Raw genomic sequence first — 20273 nt, 5'->3', positions numbered from 1 at the left:
ATGAACCAAAGCACTCCCGGTGATTTCACCAAAACCCCCGGCTGGCTGGACTGGTACGCCGGTCCTGCCAAACCCACGTTCAAATTGCCCGCCGGCGCGGTCGATGCGCATTGCCATGTGTTCGGTCCGGGCGCCGAGTTTCCCTACGCGCCTGAGCGCAAGTACACACCCTGCGACGCCTCCAAGGCCCAGTTGTTTGCGCTGCGCGACCACCTGGGGTTTGACAAAAACGTGATCGTGCAAGCCACCTGCCACGGAGCCGACAACCGCGCCCTGGTCGACGCGCTGCTGCACGCCAACGGCAGGGCGCGCGGCGTGGCCACGGTCAAGCGCAACGTGAGTGACGCCGAATTGCAGGCCATGCACGAGGCCGGTGTGCGTGGCGTGCGTTTCAACTTCGTCAAGCGCCTGGTGGACTTCACGCCCAAGGACGAGTTGCTGGAAATTGCAGCGCGCATCAAAGCCTGGGGCTGGCATGTGGTGATCTATTTCGAAGCGGTGGACCTGCCCGAACTGTGGGACTTTTTTACCGCCTTGCCCACCACCGTGGTGGTCGATCACATGGGCCGCCCCGATGTGTCACTGCCCGTCAACGGACCGCAGTTTGAATTGTTCCGACGCTTCATGCGCGAGCACCCCAACGTCTGGAGCAAGGTGAGCTGCCCGGAGCGCTTGAGCCTGACCGGTCCGAAGGCCCTGAACGGCGAGCAAAACGCCTACCGCGACGTGGTGCCATTTGCCAAAACCATCGTTGAAGAGTTCCCGGACCGCGTGCTCTGGGGCACCGACTGGCCACATCCCAACCTGAAAGACCACATGCCCGACGACGGCCTGCTGGTGGACTTTATTCCACACATCGCCACCACCGCAGCGCTGCAGCACAAGCTGCTGGTGGACAACCCGATGCGCTTGTACTGGCCAGAACTGTCTCCGCCTTGATGTGTCATTGCGAGCGTAGCGTGGCAATCCAGGTTTTTATTTGATTCGATCTGAAGGAAATTTATGGCACTCGACAAACCTTACCTCGACGTCCCAGGTACCACCATCTTCGATGCCGAGCAAAGCCGCAAGGGTTACCACCTGAACCAGTTTTGCGTCTCACTGATGAAGCCCGAGAATCGCGCGCGTTTCAAGCAGGACGAGCGGGCCTACCTCGACGAATGGCCGATGACCGAAGAGCAGAAACTGGCCGTGATGGCGCGCGACCTGAACCGCTGCATGGCGCTGGGCGGCAATATCTACTTTTTGGCCCGTATTGGCGCCACCGATGGCCTGAGCTTTCAGCAAATGGCCGGTTCCATGACCGGCATGACCGAGGCCGAGTACCGCGACATGATGTTGCACGGCGGTCGCAGCATTGAAGGTAATCGCTTTGTCGGCGAAGACGGCGACGCCCAGCCCCAACATCAACCCCAGGGCCGTGCTGGCCAGAAAGTGCAGGCCTGACATGGCGCGTATCACCGCTTCCGTTTACACCTCGCATGTGCCCGCCATTGGCGCGGCGCTCGACCTCGGCAAGGACAAGGAGCCTTATTGGCAGCCGGTTTTTGCCGGCTACGAGTATTCCAAACAATGGATGAAAGACAATAAGCCGGACGTGATCTTTTTGGTCTACAACGACCACGCCACCGCGTTCAGCCTCGACATGATTCCCACCTTTGCCATTGGCACGGCGCCCCAATTTCCGGTGGCCGACGAAGGCTGGGGCCCGCGCCCGGTGCCACCCGTCATCGGTCACCCTGAGCTGGCCGCGCACATTGCCCAGTCGGTGATCCAGCAGGACTTTGACCTGACCATTGTCAACAAGATGCCGGTGGACCATGGCCTGACGGTGCCGCTGAGCCTGATGTGCGGCCAACCACCCGCGGATGCGTTTCAATGGCCGTGTCCGGTGATTCCGTTTGCGGTGAACGTGGTGCAGTACCCGGTGCCATCGGGCCAGCGCTGCTTTCAACTGGGACAGGCCATTCGCAAGGCGGTGGAGAGTTATGACCAGGACCTGAATGTGCACATCTGGGGCACCGGCGGCATGAGTCATCAGCTGCAGGGCCCGCGCGCCGGCCTGATCAATCGTGAGTGGGACAACGCCTGGCTCGATCAAATGATTGCCGACCCCGCCGCTTGTGCCCAAGTGCCGCACATCGACTACGTGCGCGAAGCCGGCAGCGAGGGCATCGAGCTGGTGATGTGGCTCATCGCACGCGGCGCCATGGCCGACGTGACCGGCGGCAAGCCGCCCGCAGTCAAGCACCGCTTTTACCATGTGCCCGCGAGCAACACCGCCGTGGGCCACCTGATCATGGAGAATACCTAAATGACAAAACCTATCAAAGTCGCCCTGGCGGGCGCAGGTGCCTTCGGCATCAAACACCTCGACGGCATCAAGAACATTGAAGGCGTTGAAGTGGTCTCACTGGTCAGCCGTGAGCTGGAAAAAACCCGAGAGATCGCGGCCAAATACGGCATTGGCCATGTCACCACCGAGCTGGCCGAGAGCCTGGCGCTGAAAGCGGTGGACGCCGTCATTTTGTGTACCCCCACGCAGATGCACGCCGCGCAAACACTGGCCTGTCTGCGCGCCGGCAAACATGTGCAGGTGGAGATTCCGCTGTGCGACGTGCTCAACGACGGCGAAGAGGTGGCGCAGCTGGCGGCGCAATCGGGCCTGGTCGCCATGTGCGGCCACACCCGGCGCTTTAACCCCAGCCACCAGTACGTGCACAAGGAGGTTACGGCGGGCCGCTTCAACATCCAGCAAATGGACGTGCAGACCTACTTTTTCCGGCGCAGCAACATGAACGCGCTGGGCCAGCCGCGCAGCTGGACCGACCATTTGCTGTGGCACCACGCGGCCCACACGGTGGACTTGTTTGCTTATCAGTGCGGCAGCCCCATCGTCAAGGCCAATGCGATCCAGGGGCCGATTCACCCCACGTTGGGCATTGCCATGGACATGAGCCTCCAGCTCAAAAGTGCCAATGGCGCCATTTGCACGCTGAGCCTGAGCTTCAACAACGACGGCCCGTTGGGCACTTTCTTTCGCTACATCGGCGACACCGCCACCTACATCGCCCGCTACGACGACCTGTTCAATGGCAAGGAAGAAAAGATCGACGTGTCCCAGGTGGCCGTCAGCATGAATGGCATTGAGTTGCAAGACCGTGAGTTCTTTGCCGCCATCCGCGAGGGTCGCCAGCCCGACTCCAGCGTCGCCAGCGTGTTGCCGTGTTACCGGGTGCTGCATGCGCTGGAGCAGCAGTTGGGTGGGTGAGGTAACTCATGTCGGACTGCGGTCAAGTCAAATATACGTCCAGACGCTGGGCGCGCAGGGTATCCGGATGGTGCTCATGTCTCCCGGCCCGGGCTTGCGCCCAGGCCTCCTCCTATAATGAGTTCGCAAGCTCTTTGTCGCTACGCTCGATGATTAATAAATATCGAGATAACGCTGATAATAAGTTTTTTACACTCTGCATTGACCCCATTAACCTCATTCATTATTTGGTTACAAAGGTGTTCAACGGCTATTCTCGAAGCCTTCAGCTTCGGGCTTCGCCCTAAGCAGCTTTCCCCGTTGAAGATCAATTCAAGAATTCCAATTCAAAGAGGGAGGAAACGCAGACTACCCGCTATAGTTAGTCGGCCCTGCAAAATTCATTTTTCAAAATCCAGCCCATGCGGTCTGGCCAAAATTCGGTTTTTCGACCGCCCCGGCGCCGTTGCTCAAACACCAAGTCCCAACGCAAGCATGAGAGCGCTGTAATGTTCCCTTCGTCCATGGCGGTGACAACGCAGCCTGCAACAGGCGCAAAAAAACCGCCCCTATGCCCCGACGGGCAATGGCGCGCAGCAACCAGCGCAGGTTGTAGCCAGCAGCACAACTGATGGAGTGCAAAGCGTCGCCCAGCGCGCCTTGCAGCCAGCAGCGATCCATGCGGTGATCAGACTTCAAGTGGCCTATGGCTGGCTCGATGGCCGGGCGCCGTCTGAGCCAGCCCTTTTGCTTGGTGCTCAGGCGCTTGTACTTGCCCCGGTGAATGATCTCTTTGTCCGGGTTGTCGGCGTCCACGCCGCGAAAGCCCAGATCGACCACGATGTGCTTGAGCTTGACAGGCAAGTCTTGCATCAAGTTCGTTGCCTGTTCCAGGACTGCGCTCAGGATGTGGCCGTCGTAGGGTGCGATTCAAACTGATGTGGTGAGTTGATCATGCTGGTTGTTTGAAATTCGCTGCCAATAGCTGTCCCACTGACGGTTTGCGCGATTGAGCCGCAATGCCAGCATGTGCTCGGCATTGTGCGCACGCCACCAAGCGCCCGGGCGTTTCATGCGCTGTTGAACAATGCATGCCTATCCGGTTGGCACCCAAGGACACTATAGGTGGTAGCTTGACCCGGCGCCAGACGCTACCTGTAGTGGCCGCACCGAGCTTTTGGGCGTTAACCGGATAGGCATGGAACAATGTAGCGGTGGGCGCTTTCAATTTCCCCCGAACCAATGGGTAAATCGCGCTTGATTGCGTCTTGGTAATTGAGTTGGTCTGGTCTGTTGAACAGGTAGCGGTGGCACTGCCTTACCGGGGCCTCGCTGTCCTGAACCTGTGGCGATTCAAGATGCGTTTGCAGCTCGTGCAATACGTCGTTTGCCTGGTTTGTTTTGAGTCGCGTTTTTTGCTTGTCCATCCACGTTTTGTGTTCCTGCCCTGAGCTGATGATGGCCTTGCCGGCTGCACTGAGGTAGTCACACGCATGAAAGAAATCAACCAGGTAGCGGCCCTGTGCACCAAATTTCTTTTCAACCTGATCGGCTATCCATGGCGCTCCATCGCCTACGCCATGAATTGGCGTGCCGGTACCAAAGCCGGCCTGAACAGCACACTCAAAGAGGCATTGCCCGGCTGTGTCAACGTCTCCCAGCAGCGTGCCGGCGAAGGCCAGTGTCTTGCTCCCCTGCGGGTGTGCAAGGCATATTTTTGCCTCTCTCCACTGAAGCTTCTTTCCTTTGCGCTTGTCTGCACTGTTGACATCAGGCTCCATGATGGGCACCATGCCCCCGTCTGTCTGCACAATGACTGCGGTGCTGGTGCCCGGTTGTGTGGGCCAGCCTTGGGGTGGCGGGGCCGACTCAAATATCTTTTTGGCATGGCCCTCGGTGATGCGGGCAATGGTGCTTTCACTCAACACGACGCCATAGTGCTCAACGAGTTTGTCCATGGCTTGGGCAAAGGGTTGGTCAGCACCGAAGTCGGTGACTACGCGCTGTAGCGGGCGTGAGCAGCCGCGGTTGCTGACTTGGGCGCTTTGCGCAAACGGGCGGACTCTTTTGGTGGCGTTGCGGTATTGAGGCTCGTCAATGCAGATGTCACCAAAGGTGGTGTGCCAGCAGAGTTTTTTTTACCCTCGCTCCATACGCCAGCGGTTTGCTTGAGCTCTTGCGAGGTCTGCATTACCTGGCGTGTCGCCCATGATTGAAGCGCAACTTGGCCGGTGCGTCGCATTTCCTCGATTACCCGCATTTCAGCCGCATCGGCAGTCTTGAGCTCTCCCGTCTCATCTTCGACGGCCAGCAGCAGGGACTCCATTCGGCTTCGCAGATCAGGATGCGCCCCTAATCTTCTTACCAACTCCGCGTCACTCATTAATGGCTCAGTCATGTCGTCGCCCCTTGGTTGGATGGATAGATGGCCGAGAATAACGCCACATCAGTTTGAATCGCACCCGCCGTCGTAGGGGTTGCCGGGGAAGGTGCGTGCACCCAGCATCAGGCCATGCTGGTGTGAGACCACCACCGCACTCTTGACACCGAACTCGTAGGGCTTGCGTGCCTTGCCCTTGCCAATGCACTCGACCTCCGGCGCGTGCAGCGCGTAGAGCTTGTTCTTGCTGTGACGCTGTTGCGTGCGGATGCGTTCAGCTCGCGCAAGCCACATCGACAAGTCACTTGCGGCCTTGGGGTGCTCAGGTGCGAAGCCCTCGCCTTGCATTTTGCGTTGCACCTCGCGAATGACGATGCCAAGAATCGTGCGCTGGCGTTTGAGTACGCGTCTGAGACGCCGGAACTGCTTGGCGTGGGCGTAGCCGCCGGCCTTCCAGCGCAAGGCCTTGCCTTCCTTGGCAAAGGTCTGTTTGAGCCCGATGCCTGCGCGCTTGGCGGCACTGACCACCTTATGGCGAGCGATCTCCAGCAAGCGGCTGTCCACCGGATGGGCGATGGCCTTCTCCTGCACAGTGGTGTCAACAATCACGCGCTCCAGGTCTTGAGGTTTGACGGCCTCCATGGCAACGGCCGTGTCGATGGTGGCCTTGAGCAGCAGCTCCAAGCCCTCCTCGCCCAGGTCGCGGCGAAAGCGTCCAATCTGCGTGGCGTCGCAGGGCAGGCGATGCTCGTAGTAATCCATGCCGCTGAAGAACTGCCACAGGATGTTCTCGCTCCAGCGCACAACGAGTTCTTCGTCGCTGAGGTTGAAGCTGTGCTTGAGGTACAGCAGGCTGGCCATCAGGCGAATGGGCAGCTTGGGGCGTCCGGCATTGCTGCGGCGACACGCAGATGGCTGTTGCATCGTTGGCATCATTTTTTCCGCGTTTGCCAGACATCCGATACGGCGCCACGAATTTGGGGGCCATCAGGCGAACTATGTGCCCGTGCTTCTCGAACTCGCGCGCCCAGTGATGGGCACCAGAACACGTTTCCATTCCGATCAGGCATGGCGGCAAGGACGCCACAAGCTCCAGCAGCTTGCTGCGGCGAACTTCAGGGCGGACAAATTCAGGTTTCCCTGAGGGTCCAACGCCGTGGACCGCAAAGACGTTCTTTGCCAAATCAATACAAATAGTCCGTATGTAAGGTTGCAACCCCTTGAATTTTCACACCGCTGACTCTTGCATTCCTAGAGATGTCCATGTAATGCGCGATTAGGTGTGCGGTCGGAACTCGCCGATCAGGGTTTGTACTATGTAGCCATTCTGGCTCTAGCCATACACTACATAGGTTCCTATACATATTCGCCTTGTAATGGGCGCTCATTCGCCCGCAGGAGAGCACCGTTGAAGTCGATCGCCGTAGATGTATTCGTCGTTGGCGCCGGGCCCACAGGTCTGGCCTGTGCTGCGTTGCTGGCCCGCCAGGGCGTTGACATCCTGGTCATTAAAGGCTTTGGGGGAACTCGGATGACGTGCCCGTTGGGCAAAATCGTCCGACGCTCTCAGATCAGACAAGTCCTGCAAAAGATACTTTATAAATTCAAAATATCGAGATTATCATGATAAATGATGATACAAATTAACAAGTTACAGGCGATTTTCTACCTTGGCTCACTAAAGCTCGGTGCATTGGACTGACATCTCAGCTAACTCATATTTCTTACGCATGTAAACGATAACGACACGAATAGATAAGGAACACGATGTACTCACATATCTTAGTACCCGTAGATGAATCAATGCTGTCCGCTGCAAACGTAAGCTCGGCTGTGCGTTTGGCATCTCAACTCGGCGCAAAAATTACATTTTTCCATGCAACTCCAGATCTTTCTGCAACTGGTGAGGGTGCATTGCTAAGAACCATGGCACCCAGCGAGTTCCTTGATGCGGCGATCGGGGATACCAACGCGGTATTGTCAAAGGCCAAGATCATTGCACTGGTCGCAGGGGTTTCGTGTGAAACTGAGCACAAGGTATGTGACCATCCAGCAGAAGCCATTTTGGAAGCAGTCAAACTGCACGGCTGCGATCTAATTGTCATGGCTTCGCGCGGTGTACGCGGGCTTGCGAGTTGGTTGCACAGCTCACAAACAGAACGCGTGCTGAAGAAATCTCCAGTGGCGTTACTGATTACACGTGTAGCTGCCAGTGATCCGATCAAAGCAAGTGAGCGAGCACTTTCTGTCATACAGGATGAACATCGTTCAATTGCTGTGGTGGTGCGGGGCATGCTAGATTTGGTCCAACAAGCCTATGAGCCCGAAGGCAGTTTGGATATTCGCAGCCTTGAAGCCATGTTGGCCTACCTGCAGGCATTTCCGCTACAGAAGCACCATCCCAAGGAAGAGCTCTTTATTCACCGCCGTCTGCGTCAACGTGCACCTGAGAGCGAGAAATTGTTGCTTGAGCTTGAAGCCCAGCATGTCCGTGAACATTCCTTGGTCAACGAGGTCGTTCGTTTGGCGAATGATGTTAAGTCAGGAGACTCTGCGTCTGATCAAGTACTGAAGGATCAAATCCGCACACTGGGAGATGCAGTGTGGGCGCACATGCAGCTTGAGGAGACTGTAGTATTGCCATTGGCGAAAGATCGTTTCCAAGAGTCTGATTGGGATGAGATCGCAGTTGCTTTCGAAGGCAATAACGATCCAAGTTTTGGTGACTTACCCTCTGCGGAGTTCAGTCGATTGTTTACGCGGATAGCGAATTTGTTACCAGCGTAGTAATAATAACTGATACTGGATCGAGAACCAGATTCGCCCGATTGCCATCGGCCGCAATAATGTGCATTCCCGTTTTATGCGAATTCGAGTCCAAACGTTCTGCAAGCAGCAAATCCTCCAGCAACTCAGCCACCGCCACCACCTGCTCGGTGCTCCAGTCATCGTCAATCACCATCGGCAGACCCGATTGCAGACCTGAAGGCAATTGCTAATGGCGTGCTTCATGATTTGACCCGTTTGCGTGTTGCCGCCGACCGAAAACTGAGCCACTTTTTAGAGGTTGTGCCGACCCAAAACTGAGCCAGGTGTTTTACTCGCTCTGCCTACTTTTTGGGCAGGAGCAAACAAGGTGATCACCATGGAAATGTTTGGAAAAGTCAGACGGATGTACAAGCGCGACAAGAGGTCGCTGCGTGAGATAGCCAAAGGCACGGGGCTATCGAGAAACACGATCCGTAAATGGGTGCGCGATGCAAAAGAGGGCGATGAGCCCGAGTACCGGCGCAAGGCGGCACCAGGCAAGCTCACGGCGTTTCACGCGGCGCTGGAGATGGCACTCAAGGCTGATGCATTGCGCACCAAGCAATACCGTCGCACAGCCCGGGCATTGTTTGTCGAAATCAAAAAGCAGGGCTACAGCGGCGGTTACAGCCGCGTCACCGACTTTGTGCGAGAGTGGCGAGGCAACGCTGGCAAAGCCCCCCGCGCCTTCGTGCCTTTGAGCTTTGCGTTGGGTGAAGCGTTCCAGTTTGACTGGAGCACCGAGGGTCTGCTGGTGGGAGGCATCTACTACAACAAGGTCCAACTCTCGCACATGAAACTGTGCGCCAGCAGGGGCTTCTGGCTGGTGGCCTACCCCAGCCAGGGCCATGAAATGCTGTTTGATGCCCACACCCGCTCGTTTGCGGCGCTGGGAGGCATCCCTGGGCGGGGCATCTACGACAACATGAAGACGGCTGTCGATAAAGTCCAAAAGGGCAAGCAGCGTGTGGTCAATGCCCGCTTCACGGCCATGTGTGCGCACTACCTGTTTGATGCCGACTTCTGCAATGTTGCCAGTGGTTGGGAGAAAGGCGTGGTCGAGAAGAACGTCCAAGACAGCCGCAGGCGCATCTGGCTGGATGCCCAAAAGCGCAAGTGGAGCTCTTTCGATGAACTCAATGCCTGGTTGGGCCAGCGCTGTCGCGATTGTTGGAGCGAACTGCGCCACCCTGAGTTTGGCCATTTCAGCGTGCTGGAAATGCTGGAACAGGAACGCCTGGCGATGATGCTCATGCCCACCCCCTTTGACGGCTATGTGGAGAAGTCTGCCAAGGTCTCAAGCACCTGCCTGGTCAGTGTGGATCGCAACCGTTACTCGGTACCCTGTGAATGGGCCAACCACAGGGTCAGCACCCGGCTCTATCCCAGCCGAGTCTACGTCGTCGCTGGTGACTTGGTGGTGGCCAGCCACGAGCGGGCCTCAGACCGGGGTCATACCTGCTACGACTGGCAGCACTACATCGCGCTGGTGCAGCGTAAACCGGGAGCGCTGAGAAACGGTGCGCCGTGCCGACATGCCTGAATCTCTGCAACGACTGCGCCTTGGGCTGATGAAACACGCCGGAGGTGACCGGAGCATGGCGCAGGTATTGGCCGCTGTGCCTACAGCCGGATTGGAGGCCGTGTTGGTGGCAGTGGACTTGGTTGTTGAATCTGGCGCACTCAGTGCCGAGCATGTTCTCAACGTGTTGGCCCGCCTCAATGCCAAGCCTGTGCCAGATTCTGTTGAAACCACCCTGGCGCTTAAGGCACCACCGCTGGCCAATACCCAACGCTACGACAGTCTCAGAGAACTGGGCGCTGATGTACAGGTAGTACAGACCCAGGAGATCAGCCATGCGTTGTGATGTCAGCACTGAACTCAAAGAGCTGCGCCTGCACGGCATGGCGCATGCGTGGGATGAATTGACAACACACGAGGGCAAACCAAATGATGTGGGCATAGGGGGTTTTGCCCACCGCAACGACCACACGCTTTTCTACCGGATAAGGATTCGCAGGCAAGGCCAGCAGGCATGGCTTCTCTTGTTCAAAGGCCTGTCCCACCGTCAGGGTTTTGTCTTCCGGGCAAGGTCGCTCATCGGCGGGGCCAGCGAGAAGCGCAAGAAGATGTGCCGTGACCAGGACAAGACGGCCACGAACGCCATCAGGGGGCGTTTGGCTTTACCGATTTGCAGGTGACCAAAGTGACCCAAGTCAATTTGGCCTTGTTCACCGGTGAGGGTGACCAGTCGCAGATACGCCTCAGGGATGGGGCGGGGTCGATGGTGGGCGATGAGGTGGCGAAAGTGGTCAGGTCCGCCTTGGTAGCCGCGCACTTTGACCATGGCGTACAAGCGGCTGGCCCTGAGGTCAGGGAACTTCTTCAAGGTCTCCAGAATGAACGGCAGGTACCTGTCTATAACGTTTGACTCCTGTCGCGGTTGGCAAATTCTGCGAATAAATCTGCGTTTCCCTAGCACCCACGGGCGATGGCGAGCCGGGCGTGAAAACCATCTGGCTGGGCATGCAGCGCATCCTGGACTTCGCCGCTGGCCTCAGGTTCTCACGTGAGCTTCAGGCGGCACGGCGTTGTGTATAACGAAATGAGTTGAGCCTCCTCAAAACCCGGGGCCGTTCAAAATGACTATCTAGTGCATCTTTAGCCTTATTGGGGTATTCCCTATGGAAATATTCTTGTGCTTCGGGTTAACATCTGTATAGGTTCCTAACCACTAATGATGTTAGGTGGATGAGATGAAGATATGCAACTGCGAATGCGGTGATTGCCAAGCATCAGTTGTAGAGATGCTAATTGAAAGGAAATAAGTGAACATGACTAAGAGCAACGCCACAGCAGGTGATATACAGACCCTGGTACCAATTTGCGCGGCAGATTCGTTGGCGCCCGGCCAGATGAGGGCGTGTGACGTTGCCAATCTTCCGCCGCTGGCGATATATAACCTTGACGGCGAATACCTGGCGACCAGCAATATTTGCACGCACGAGGTCGCACTGCTGACCGATGGTTACTTCGAGGGTGAACTTGTTGAGTGCGCGATGCATGGTGGCAGCTTCAATGTGCGCACTGGCGAGGCGAAAAGCCTCCCATGCAAAGAGCGTCTGCAGGTTTTTTCTGTGGTCGTCAAAGATGGCCAGGTGTTTGTCAAAATATGATGCGCCCTCAAGCAAAGACGGCTATGAGTCCACAAAGCTTTCAAGTCAGAATTGGCGCCGGTGACACGCCCGTCTTTCAGTGTTCCACTGATGAAACGCTACTCGCTGCGGCGCTCAAGGCTGGGCTTGGATTTCCCTATGAATGTCAATCCGGATCGTGCAGCAGTTGCCGCTTTCAGTTGCTGGAGGGCGATGTCAAGGATTTGTGGTCGAATGCGCCGGGTTTGAATGCCGAAGCTCGTGAATGCGGCATGCACCTCGGCTGCCAGAGCACACCAGGTAGTGACTGTCGAATCAAGCTGCGCTTGAAGCCGGGCTATGTCCCGCAGGTGATTCCGACGCGTCAGCATGCGGCGTTGGTCGATGTCGTGCCACTGACGCAAGACATGTTCGAGTTCCAGTTTCGTACGGAGGCTCCAGCTGAGTTTTTGCCTGGCCAGTATGCGCTGCTTCGCTTGCCTGGCGTGGTCGGCACAAGGGCGTACTCGATGAGCAACCTGCCCAATGGCATTGGCGAATGGCATTTCATCGTCAAACGCAAACCGGGTGGTTGTGGAACCGCGGTGCTGTTCGATGTGCTGAAGCGAGGTGATGCTATTGAGTTGGAGGGTCCTTACGGGACGGCTTATCTGCGTACCGAAACCGGTAGAGATGTCGTCTGCATTGGTGGCGGCTCCGGACTTTCTCCGATGTTGTCAATCCTGCGCGGCGCAGTGTGCAATCCGGCAATGACCGAACGGCGCCTGCTGATGTTCTATGGTGGCCGAACGCCGCTGGATCATTGCGTTGCAGACGTGTTTGCGGGTGAGCCTGAGTTGAAGCGACGTGTCGAATTATTTAGCGCGATCTCCGATGTAAACGCTGAGAGTGCCAATTGGGATGGTGAGCGCGGATTGATCCATGAGGTGCTAGCGAAGCACATCGGCCCGAACCCAGGGCAATACGACTTTTATTTCTGCGGCCCGCCACCTATGACGGATGCGGTGCACAAGCTGTTGGTTCTAAATTACCGTGTGCCATCTGAACAACTACATTTCGATCGCTTTGTTTGAGTCGTATGTTTTTCGCCGAAATAAATCTAGTAGGTAATCCCCCGGTTTTGCCGGGGAGGCAAACCGCAATTTAATTTTTAACTAAAGGATAAGTGAACATGGCATGGCTTGAAGGACAAAGCGTTTTTTTGACGGGTGGTGTTGCAGGTCTCGGTCGAGCGCTCGTAAAAAGACTTGTAGAAGAAGGTGCCAACGTCACTGTGTTGGATCGAAATGCACGGGGGCTTGATGAGCTCGTTGAAAGTTTTAAGGGACGGGTCGCGGGCTCGCCCGGCGATGTGCGCAACTTGGCCGATAACCGCAAGGCCGTCGAACTGGCTGTGGAGCGTTTCGGCAAGCTGGATACTTTCATCGGCAACGCCGGCATCTGGGATTATTGTGTCCCCCTTGTCGACCTGCCGGACGATGCCATCAGCGAAGCCTTTGATGAGGTCATTGGAATCAATCTAATGGGCTACGTGATGGGCATCAAAGCCGCAGCGCCGGCGTTGGTGCGCTCCCGAGGGTCAGTTATCTTGACCCTGTCAAGCTCCGCTTTCTATGCAGGTGGCGGCGGCGTGCTCTACACCGTAGCCAAGCACGCGGCAGTGGGACTGATTAAGCAGGCGGCGCATGAGTTGGCCCCCTATGTGCGCGTCAACGGTGTGGCACCTGGCGGGATTGCTTCTGATCTGCGTGGACCGAAGTCGCTTGGGATGGGTGAGCAGTCGATAACCTCTGTACCCTTGGCCGACCTCGTCAAAGACATTGCCCCGATCGGCAGGCTGTCTGACACAGAGGAGTACACCGGTAGCTATGTCTACCTGGCTTCTGCCCGCAACTCAGCACCAGCAACCGGCGTGATCATCAACTGCGATGGTGGCATGGGTGTGCGAAGCGTCCTTGGCCCTGCCAGCGGTGGCAAGGGCTTACTAGAAAAATTCGGCGGCTGAGGGACAACTTCTCGGCATGCCAGTGTTAAGTGGTTGACTTATTACAGGAGAAGCAGATGAGTACCAATCGTACCCAGGTCGACGTGGAATCTCTCGTTGACGTTAAAAACGGCATACAAGCCAAGAGAATTTTTTGGGATCAACAGATCTACGATCTTGAAATTGAACAGATTTTTGGAAAGTGCTGGCAATTCCTCACCCATGACAGCTTGATTCCGAACCCTGGCGATTTCACCACTGGCTACATGGCCGAAGATGAAGTGATTGTCATGCGTCAAGACGATGGATCCGTAAAGGCCTTTCTGAATGTTTGCACTCACCGTGGCGCTCGGCTTGTCGCGGCGGAAGTCGGCAATGCGCGTGCGTTCAGTTGCACCTATCACGGCTGGTCTTTCGGCATGGATGGCGCCTTGAAGGTGGTGCCGATGGAAGAAGAGCTCTATCGTGGGTCTTTGGATAAATCGAAATTCGGCCTTCGGGAAATCCGCGTTGAAAGTTACAGAGGTCTTTATTACGGAAACTTCGACGCTGAAGCGCCCAGCTTGAATGACTATCTTGGTGACGTGAAGTTCTACCTGGATATTTGGATGGATATCAATGGCGGCATTGAGTTGGTCGGGCCGCCAAGTCGATCATTATTGAACTGCAACTGGAAGACGCCCGCCGAAAATTTCGTAGGCGATGCCTACCACGTGGGGTGGACTCACCTCGCATCCCTGATGGCTCTTGGCGGCGAACTTGCGGCAATTGGTGGAAATGAGGCCCCGCCCAACGAAGGTCTTGGTATGCAGGTGACATCGCGATTTGGGCATGGCTTTGGCGTCCTTTGGGATACTGCCCCAGCGGTACATGCTATTAATTCCAAGGCGGGCACTCTCTACCGGGAGTGGTTTGCCAGCAGGAAGCCCAAGATGGTGGAGAAGCTTGGAGCGAAAGTCGGTCGCATTTATGGCTCGCATCTCAATGGCACGATTTTCCCGAACAATTCCTACCTTTTAGGTACCAACACGTTCAAGTTGTGGGTGCCACGTGGTCCTCACCAAATTGAGGTCTTCTCGTGGGCGATAGTGGAAAAAGAGATGCCAGCCGAACTGAAAAATGCCGTGGTATCAGGCATGAATTCGACGTTCGGAATTGCTGGCATGCTTGAAGCCGACGACAGTGACAACATGGAAACCATGACGAAAAACAACCGGGGGCGAATGACCCGTGAAGGGAAGTTGAACTCACAACTGGGGCTCGGTTTCGACAAGTTGGATCCTGACTTTCCTGGGGTGATCGGGCAATCTGCCATTGGTGAAACCTCTTACAGAGGGTTTTACCGGGCCTATAAGGAAATTATGGGCGCCGACAACTGGAAGGCGATCTTGAAATTAGATCCGGATGCCTGGAAGCATGAACTCATAGGTCAATAACAGGTAAATCAGCAATCTAGGAGATGAATATGAACGAACTCATACCAGTGCGTGGATCTGAAAGCGAAGAAGTCGTCAGCACGCTGTATCGAGAAGCTCGGCTGCTCGACCATGAAGAATATCGAGAGTGGATGAAAATGGTTCATCCAGATATCCAATACCAAGCGTACTTTCAACAACTTCGGTACCGAAAGGACAAAAGATACAAGCTTCCTGACAAAGTTTATACGATTGATGAGCGCCATGATTTTTTGGATGCGCGCATCAGGCAATTTGAAACGGGCATGCAATGGTCCGTTGACCCACCGGAGCGGATTCGGAGGTCCTTGTCAAACATCGAGGTTTTCAAGGCCTCAAGTACTGGCAACTATCAGGTTTTCCTCAATGTCTTCGTTGTGCGTAACCGCCGTGTTCATGATGAAACCACCTATTCCTATGGTCGTGAGGAAGAATGGGTCAGAGGTGAAGCAGGATTGCAGTTACTCAAGAGAGTCGTGAGTCTCGATGAGCGGTTTCTTCATGGTAAGAATTTGAACTTCTTCTTGTGATCAATTGAAGACACTGAAAGCATGAACAGCTTTTTAACTTCGTAAGAAAAGCGGACGGTCTACCGTCAACCTCCGCTGGTTCCTGGCTGACCTTCATTTACTCAAAATGCATTATTGATCCGGCACGGTTTATTGCAGAGTCCCGATGCCGTTCAACTTGAGCCTGTCGAGGGGCTTCGACACCTCAGCCCGAGCAAGGTTTACGAATAAAGCCTGCCGGATCAATATGGCAGCTTGTGGCATGGCCGTTTTTCTTCCAGGAAATCCTTCTATGCTTTCCTTCTATTTTGACTTTGTGAGTCCGTTCTCCTATCTCGCCAGCATTCGGTTGCCTGAGATTGTGCAACGCTATGGCATTTCGGTTTCTTACAAGCCGATTGATATTGCATGTGCCAAGCGTGCGATTGGCAACGTGGGGCCGTCTAACCGGGATATGCCGGTCAAGCTCACCCACCTTTCCAGGGATCTGCAACGCTGGGCGCAACGATATGGCACACCGCTGAAGTTCCCTCCAAGCTTCGACTCCCGACGTTTGAATACAGGTTTCTTCTATGCTGCAGGGGAAGCTCGCGAGGCCGAGTATGTACGCCGCGCTTTTCACCTGACCTGGGGTATGGGGCAAGCGTTTAGCGGTGAACCGGTATTGCGATCGATTGCCTCAGAGATGGGTTGGAATGTCGATGACTTTATGCAGTTCACAGATTCCGTGGATGGCGCAAATGAATACAAGCAGTCGATCGACGAAGGGATTGCACGCAGCGTCTTCGGCGTCCCAATGGTGGTGATCGGAGACGAAATGTGGTGGGGAAATGACCGCCTCGATTTCGTCGACGAATACTTGCAATCGCGCGCCTCGAATTGAGATGCGTATGACACCCTCGATCCAACTGTGGCGAGAATCTGGCATTCTTTCTACAAGCGATAACGATGCACCAAAATCTATTTCAGGCGATGGCGAGATCATGCGGTGCAATGCGTCAGCGGCAAAGTCGGCTACGGCGAGGATTAATTTTTTTTGCTAACAAGTCAAATATGAAACACATTCAGTGATGAAATCCTCCTGTTTAACGCTTTCCATCCCGATGAAAATGCGCAAGTCTCTCACTCGCAAGGCCTTAGTGGGAGCTGCTATACGGATGATTTCTGATGGCCGCATGGATAGCGCGACGATCGACGACATCGTCGGCGAAGCGGATGTTGCCAAGGGAAGTTTTTACAAGCATTTTCCGAATCGCGATGCACTCAAGGCGCATGCTCATGAAGCCGTTCGGGCCGAATTGTTTGTGATCATCAATGCGATAAGCGCCGAGGTCGAGGATCCCGCAACATATCTCACGCTGGGTTTGCTGGCTGCGTTTCGTTTTGGGCTGGAAAACAAGATCACGGCACGGGTGCTGCTGCACATGCCTGCAGATGTTGTTAATCCGGCGCGGGCAGACAACGCGCCTATCTTGGCCATGTTTCACCGAGGGATTCAACAGGGCATTTTCAAGCTATCCAGCCTGGACGCCGGTCTGGTTTTGCTGATGGGTTTGACTGATCTTGGTCTTGCTCGTTTGCTGGAAGTGCAAAACGAATTCCTACATCTGCGCGAGGTGATGCAAGGCATCTGCATGGCATTGCTGCGTGGTTTGGGGGTGAACAATCGGCGTGCCGAACGAATCGTCAAGGACGCGATGAAAAAGGTGATCGACTCGCAAGCTATCGTCGCAACCATTCAAAATCAGCACCGTAGCGCGCTCTAGGGAAATCCTGCAAAACCTAAATGGCGACCTGATAGGAGCAGCACAGTCATGGCATCCTCCCAAGCTATGAAGCAAAGCAGCCTTGACCTGAACCTGAGCACCAAAAAGACCCGCAAGCAAGAACTGCTGACCCAGATGGATTTGGTGGTTCCCTGGGCTGCTCTGGTCGAACTCATTGCGCCCTATTACCCCGAAGGCAAGAACGGCCGCCCACCCTTTGCCCTGGAGACCATGCTGCGCATCCACTGCATGCAGCAGTGGTTCACCCTGTCAGATCTGGCGATGGAAGAGGCCTTCTTTGACACCCCGATCTACCGGGAGTTTGCAAGTCTTGATGCCCATGGGAGGGTGCCTGACGAGAGCACCATCCTGAGGTTTCGTCATCGGCTGGAGAAACACAAGCTGGCCGAGCAGATTCTGGCCACTGTCAACGAGCTTCTGGCAGCCCAGGGCTTGCTGCTCAAGGCAGGCACTGCGGTCGATGCCACACTGATCGCAGCGCCTAGCTCTACCAAGAACAAGGACAGAAAGCGCGATCCAGAGATGCATTCGAGCCAAAAGGGCAACGAATGGCACTTTGGCATGAAGGCCCATATCGGCGTGGATGCGGACTCGGGACTCGTGCATACCGTCATAGGCACCTCGGGTAACGTGGCCGACGTTGTAGAGGGCAACAGCTTGCTGCACGGGCAGGAGACAGACGGGTTTGGTGATGCGGGCTACCAAGGTATCGACAAGCGCCCGGATGCCAAGGAGGCAGTGCGGTGGCACATCGCGATGCGCCCAGGCAAACGCAGAGCGCTGGACAAAGAGAACAACCCCGTTGACGCGCTGATAGACCAAGTGGAGAAGATCAAGGCGAGCATCCGTGCCAAGGTGGAGCATCCCTTCAGGGTGATCAAACGACAGTTTGGATACACCAAGGTGCGCTACCGGGGATTGAAGAAGAACACGTTGCAGCTCAAGACGCTGTTTGCGCTGTCCAATCTTTGGATGGTGCGCCATCAATTGCTGGAGGCGCAGGGATGAGTGCCCCTGAAATCAGGCAAATGGCCGCAAAGGCGGTGCAGATGGCCCGCAAGGGCGTGGAAAGTGGTGCGAAGACCCAGGCTAAACGCCATCCATCGCACTATCTGAAACCGGTGACCTTGTAGCACTTACGCATTCGAGTTATTCAGGGCATCCCTAGAACCGATTGTCCCATGACCCAATTTTTCAAATCATCTGGTTTTAATAGCAGAGTTATAAATTCACATAGGAGACTCAAATGATTAAGAAACTCTACGGTGCCCCTGGCGCCTGCTCACTGGCCGCACACATCGCGTTGCATGAGGCTGGTTTGACTTTCAATTACGTCCCTGTCGACCTTCGAACCCGCCAGACCTCGGACGGCCGCAGCCTGGCTGACTTGAACAGCAAGGGATACGTGCCAGTGCTTGAGTTGGAGGACGGGCAGATTCTGACTGAAGTGCCGGTTGTTCTGCAGTACATTGCTGACCTCGCGCCGGAAAAGGGACTGGCGCCACCAGCGGGCGCGCTGCCGCGCTATCGACTGCAGGAGTGGCTCTCTTTCATTAACAGTGAACTTCACAAGGCATTCGTTCCGTTGTTCATGCCGGAGGCCAGCGAAGAAGCCAAGGCACAAAGTCGTACGAGAGTGCTACAGCGGCTGACTTGGGTCGATGCGCAACTTGCCGGGCGGACCTATCTTGTTGGCGAGCAGTTCACGGTTGCTGATGTCTATCTGTTCGTCGTTGCAGGCTGGACGAAGTTAACTGGCATTGATGTTCAGGAACTGACGCGACTGGGTTCTTACCTTGGTCGCATCGCACAACGGCCATCCGTTGAAGCAGCCATGCGTGCAGAAGGGCTGGTCAAGTAGCGCAAATTGCCTTGCACTTTGGATGCAACCCACGCATGAAGCATTTTATAACTCAACTAACTCAACTACAGAACCCGATGAAAATTACCCCCTCCGATATCCGCGGTGTCTTCGGCATCATGCCGACGCCCGCTACCGAGGATGCCAGTAATTGGCAAACGCAGCAATCCGTGAACCTGTCGGAAACTGAAAAGATGGTTCGGCTTTTGAACACGGCCAAGATTGACATCTTGGCGACAACCGGTACGTTCGGTGAGGGTGCCACGCTGACTTGGCCTGAAACGAAGCTCTTTGTAGACTGTGTGGTGCAAACCAACAAACGTTCGCGTCCCTTGTTTGCCGGTGTGACGACCCTGAATACGCGCGACACGATTGAGCGTGCTCGTGCGTTGGTGGACATCGGTGTCGATGGTCTGTTCGTTGGCCGCCCGATGTGGTTGGCTATGGATGACAAGTCTATCGTCCGCTATTACCAGGACATTGCTGCTGCGCTACCTGGCGTACCGATGGTGGCCTACGACAACCCGGTGGCGTTCAAAGGCAAGATTTCCACCGAGGCCTACTTGGAACTGGCAAAGATACCAGAGGTGGTTGCTTCCAAGCACACCGGTGGGCCTGCACTGGCCAAAGACATGCATGCTGTCGGTGAGAAGATGCGGATATTGCCCTTGGCTACTGCGTGGCTGGCTGCAGCCCAAGAATTGCCAGAACTTGCCCTCGCTGCTTGGTCTGGCAGCGTGGCATGCGCACCTACTGTGAACATGGCGCTGTCGCAAGCCATACTGGCAGGTGACTGGCAGCGCGCCAAGGAGCTTTCAGAAAAGTGCAACTGGGCGGAGTCGGCCATGTTTGTGGGCGGAGATTTGGCGGCCTTTATGGACTACAGCATCCAGATCGCTCATTTGCGTTTTGCAGCAGCCGGCCTTGTAAATCCGGGTCCTCCGCGACCGCCTTACCTTGAGTTGCCGGACAACTACCGCGACGGTGCCATCGAGTGCGGTCGCCGATGGAAGCAGCTTGAGAGCGAATTCTCGGCCTGATCTCAACCCCCTATCTCTTTCAATCCAACAGAAAGGTTTATGAC

Annotated in this window: 21 protein-coding genes and 5 pseudogenes; 20 read left to right on the top strand and 6 right to left on the bottom strand. The window is 55.6% G+C overall.

The genetic code is table 11. From position 1 onward, the window contains the following. From K2L43_RS12780 to K2L43_RS12765, 4 genes are all read left to right on the top strand, one after another. Positions 1-939 carry an amidohydrolase family protein gene (locus tag K2L43_RS12780; protein ID WP_086911698.1) on the top strand — a complete coding sequence of 313 codons (939 nt, stop codon included), beginning with the start codon at positions 1-3 and terminating at the stop codon, positions 937-939. Positions 940-1002: 63 nt separating this feature from the next. Then, complete coding sequence (gene ligA / locus K2L43_RS12775; RefSeq protein ID WP_086911699.1) at positions 1003-1446, top strand: protocatechuate 4,5-dioxygenase subunit alpha; 444 nt, start codon at positions 1003-1005, stop codon at positions 1444-1446. 1 nt (position 1447) lies between these two features. Beyond that, positions 1448-2314: a class III extradiol dioxygenase subunit beta gene (locus K2L43_RS12770; protein ID WP_086911700.1), complete on the top strand. Its 867-nt coding sequence runs from the start codon at positions 1448-1450 to the stop codon at positions 2312-2314. Beyond that, entirely contained in the window at positions 2315-3271 is a 957-nt protein-coding gene (locus tag K2L43_RS12765) for a Gfo/Idh/MocA family oxidoreductase (protein WP_086911701.1), read from the top strand. Positions 3272-3808: 537 nt separating this feature from the next. Here the strand turns inward: K2L43_RS12765 and K2L43_RS12760 are convergent. From K2L43_RS12760 to K2L43_RS12740, 5 genes and pseudogenes are all read right to left on the bottom strand, one after another. Further along, positions 3809-4174 (bottom strand): annotated as a pseudogene (locus K2L43_RS12760) (IS5/IS1182 family transposase); the annotation flags it as partial. A gap of 260 nt (positions 4175-4434) precedes the next feature. Further along, a complete protein-coding gene (locus K2L43_RS12755) occupies positions 4435-5208 on the bottom strand; it encodes a hypothetical protein (RefSeq protein ID WP_086911703.1) in 774 nt (257 codons plus the stop codon). A gap of 38 nt (positions 5209-5246) precedes the next feature. Then, entirely contained in the window at positions 5247-5576 is a 330-nt protein-coding gene (locus K2L43_RS12750) for a hypothetical protein (RefSeq protein ID WP_157896430.1), read from the bottom strand. A 138-nt stretch (positions 5577-5714) separates the two neighbouring features. After that, a pseudogene (locus K2L43_RS12745) lies at positions 5715-6521 on the bottom strand (IS5 family transposase); the annotation flags it as partial. A gap of 16 nt (positions 6522-6537) precedes the next feature. Further along, a pseudogene (locus tag K2L43_RS12740) lies at positions 6538-6834 on the bottom strand (IS110 family transposase); the annotation flags it as partial. Between the two features lie 78 nt (positions 6835-6912). Here K2L43_RS12740 and K2L43_RS19105 point away from each other — a divergent pair. Together K2L43_RS19105 and K2L43_RS12730 are read left to right on the top strand one after the other, a co-directional pair. Further along, positions 6913-7257: an FAD-dependent monooxygenase gene (locus K2L43_RS19105; protein ID WP_236748516.1), complete on the top strand. Its 345-nt coding sequence runs from the start codon at positions 6913-6915 to the stop codon at positions 7255-7257. Positions 7258-7397: 140 nt separating this feature from the next. Continuing rightward, a complete protein-coding gene (locus K2L43_RS12730) occupies positions 7398-8417 on the top strand; it encodes a universal stress protein (RefSeq protein WP_086911705.1) in 1020 nt (339 codons plus the stop codon). Here K2L43_RS12730 and K2L43_RS12725 read toward each other — a convergent pair. Further along, the gene (locus tag K2L43_RS12725) at positions 8386-8592 is read right to left on the bottom strand and encodes a hypothetical protein (protein WP_157896431.1); all 207 of its coding nucleotides are present in this window, start codon (positions 8590-8592) and stop codon (positions 8386-8388) included. The genes K2L43_RS12730 and K2L43_RS12725 overlap by 32 nt on opposite strands. A 183-nt stretch (positions 8593-8775) precedes the next feature. Between K2L43_RS12725 and istA the strand changes: the two are divergent. The 14 genes and pseudogenes from istA (at position 8776) to K2L43_RS12660 (ending at position 20229) form a co-directional block, all read left to right on the top strand. Beyond that, positions 8776-10306 (top strand): annotated as a pseudogene (gene istA, locus K2L43_RS12720) (IS21 family transposase). Beyond that, a complete protein-coding gene (locus tag K2L43_RS12715; RefSeq protein WP_007179249.1) occupies positions 10296-10640 on the top strand; it encodes a hypothetical protein in 345 nt (114 codons plus the stop codon). The pseudogene istA and the gene K2L43_RS12715 overlap by 11 nt, the downstream one beginning before the upstream one ends. A gap of 274 nt (positions 10641-10914) precedes the next feature. After that, positions 10915-11040: pseudogene (locus tag K2L43_RS12710) on the top strand (IS4 family transposase); the annotation flags it as partial. Between the two features lie 233 nt (positions 11041-11273). Further along, positions 11274-11615 carry a non-heme iron oxygenase ferredoxin subunit gene (locus tag K2L43_RS12705; protein ID WP_086926838.1) on the top strand — a complete coding sequence of 114 codons (342 nt, stop codon included), beginning with the start codon at positions 11274-11276 and terminating at the stop codon, positions 11613-11615. Between the two features lie 23 nt (positions 11616-11638). Further along, positions 11639-12667 carry a 2Fe-2S iron-sulfur cluster-binding protein gene (locus tag K2L43_RS12700; protein ID WP_236748517.1) on the top strand — a complete coding sequence of 343 codons (1029 nt, stop codon included), beginning with the start codon at positions 11639-11641 and terminating at the stop codon, positions 12665-12667. Positions 12668-12765: 98 nt separating this feature from the next. Beyond that, a complete protein-coding gene (gene hcaB / locus K2L43_RS12695) occupies positions 12766-13599 on the top strand; it encodes a 3-(cis-5,6-dihydroxycyclohexa-1,3-dien-1-yl)propanoate dehydrogenase (RefSeq protein WP_086926839.1) in 834 nt (277 codons plus the stop codon). A 56-nt stretch (positions 13600-13655) separates the two neighbouring features. Continuing rightward, positions 13656-15014 (top strand): aromatic ring-hydroxylating dioxygenase subunit alpha, encoded by a 1359-nt coding sequence (locus K2L43_RS12690; RefSeq protein ID WP_220637698.1) that lies wholly within the window; start codon positions 13656-13658, stop codon positions 15012-15014. Between the two features lie 29 nt (positions 15015-15043). Continuing rightward, on the top strand, positions 15044-15562 hold the full coding sequence (locus K2L43_RS12685) for an aromatic-ring-hydroxylating dioxygenase subunit beta (RefSeq protein WP_220637697.1): 519 nt from the start codon (positions 15044-15046) through the stop codon (positions 15560-15562). Positions 15563-15707: 145 nt separating this feature from the next. After that, positions 15708-16424, top strand: a complete 717-nt coding sequence (locus tag K2L43_RS12680; protein WP_255580447.1) for a 2-hydroxychromene-2-carboxylate isomerase — start codon at positions 15708-15710, stop codon at positions 16422-16424. Between the two features lie 187 nt (positions 16425-16611). After that, positions 16612-17307 carry a TetR/AcrR family transcriptional regulator gene (locus tag K2L43_RS12675; protein WP_220639004.1) on the top strand — a complete coding sequence of 232 codons (696 nt, stop codon included), beginning with the start codon at positions 16612-16614 and terminating at the stop codon, positions 17305-17307. Between the two features lie 66 nt (positions 17308-17373). Further along, positions 17374-18336 (top strand): IS5 family transposase, encoded by a 963-nt coding sequence (locus K2L43_RS12670; RefSeq protein ID WP_220638989.1) that lies wholly within the window; start codon positions 17374-17376, stop codon positions 18334-18336. Continuing rightward, positions 18333-18461: a hypothetical protein gene (locus tag K2L43_RS19100; protein ID WP_255352815.1), complete on the top strand. Its 129-nt coding sequence runs from the start codon at positions 18333-18335 to the stop codon at positions 18459-18461. The genes K2L43_RS12670 and K2L43_RS19100 overlap by 4 nt, the downstream gene beginning before the upstream one ends. A gap of 113 nt (positions 18462-18574) precedes the next feature. After that, positions 18575-19189: a glutathione transferase GstA gene (gene gstA / locus K2L43_RS12665; protein WP_220637696.1), complete on the top strand. Its 615-nt coding sequence runs from the start codon at positions 18575-18577 to the stop codon at positions 19187-19189. Between the two features lie 77 nt (positions 19190-19266). Beyond that, positions 19267-20229: a dihydrodipicolinate synthase family protein gene (locus K2L43_RS12660; RefSeq protein ID WP_255580446.1), complete on the top strand. Its 963-nt coding sequence runs from the start codon at positions 19267-19269 to the stop codon at positions 20227-20229. Positions 20230-20273: the final 44 nt, after the last annotated feature.

The organism is Diaphorobacter sp. MNS-0, assembly GCF_019602835.1.
GTDB classification, from domain to species: domain Bacteria; phylum Pseudomonadota; class Gammaproteobacteria; order Burkholderiales; family Burkholderiaceae_C; genus Diaphorobacter; species Diaphorobacter nitroreducens.
This window is presented reverse-complemented; position numbering and strand designations above follow the sequence as displayed.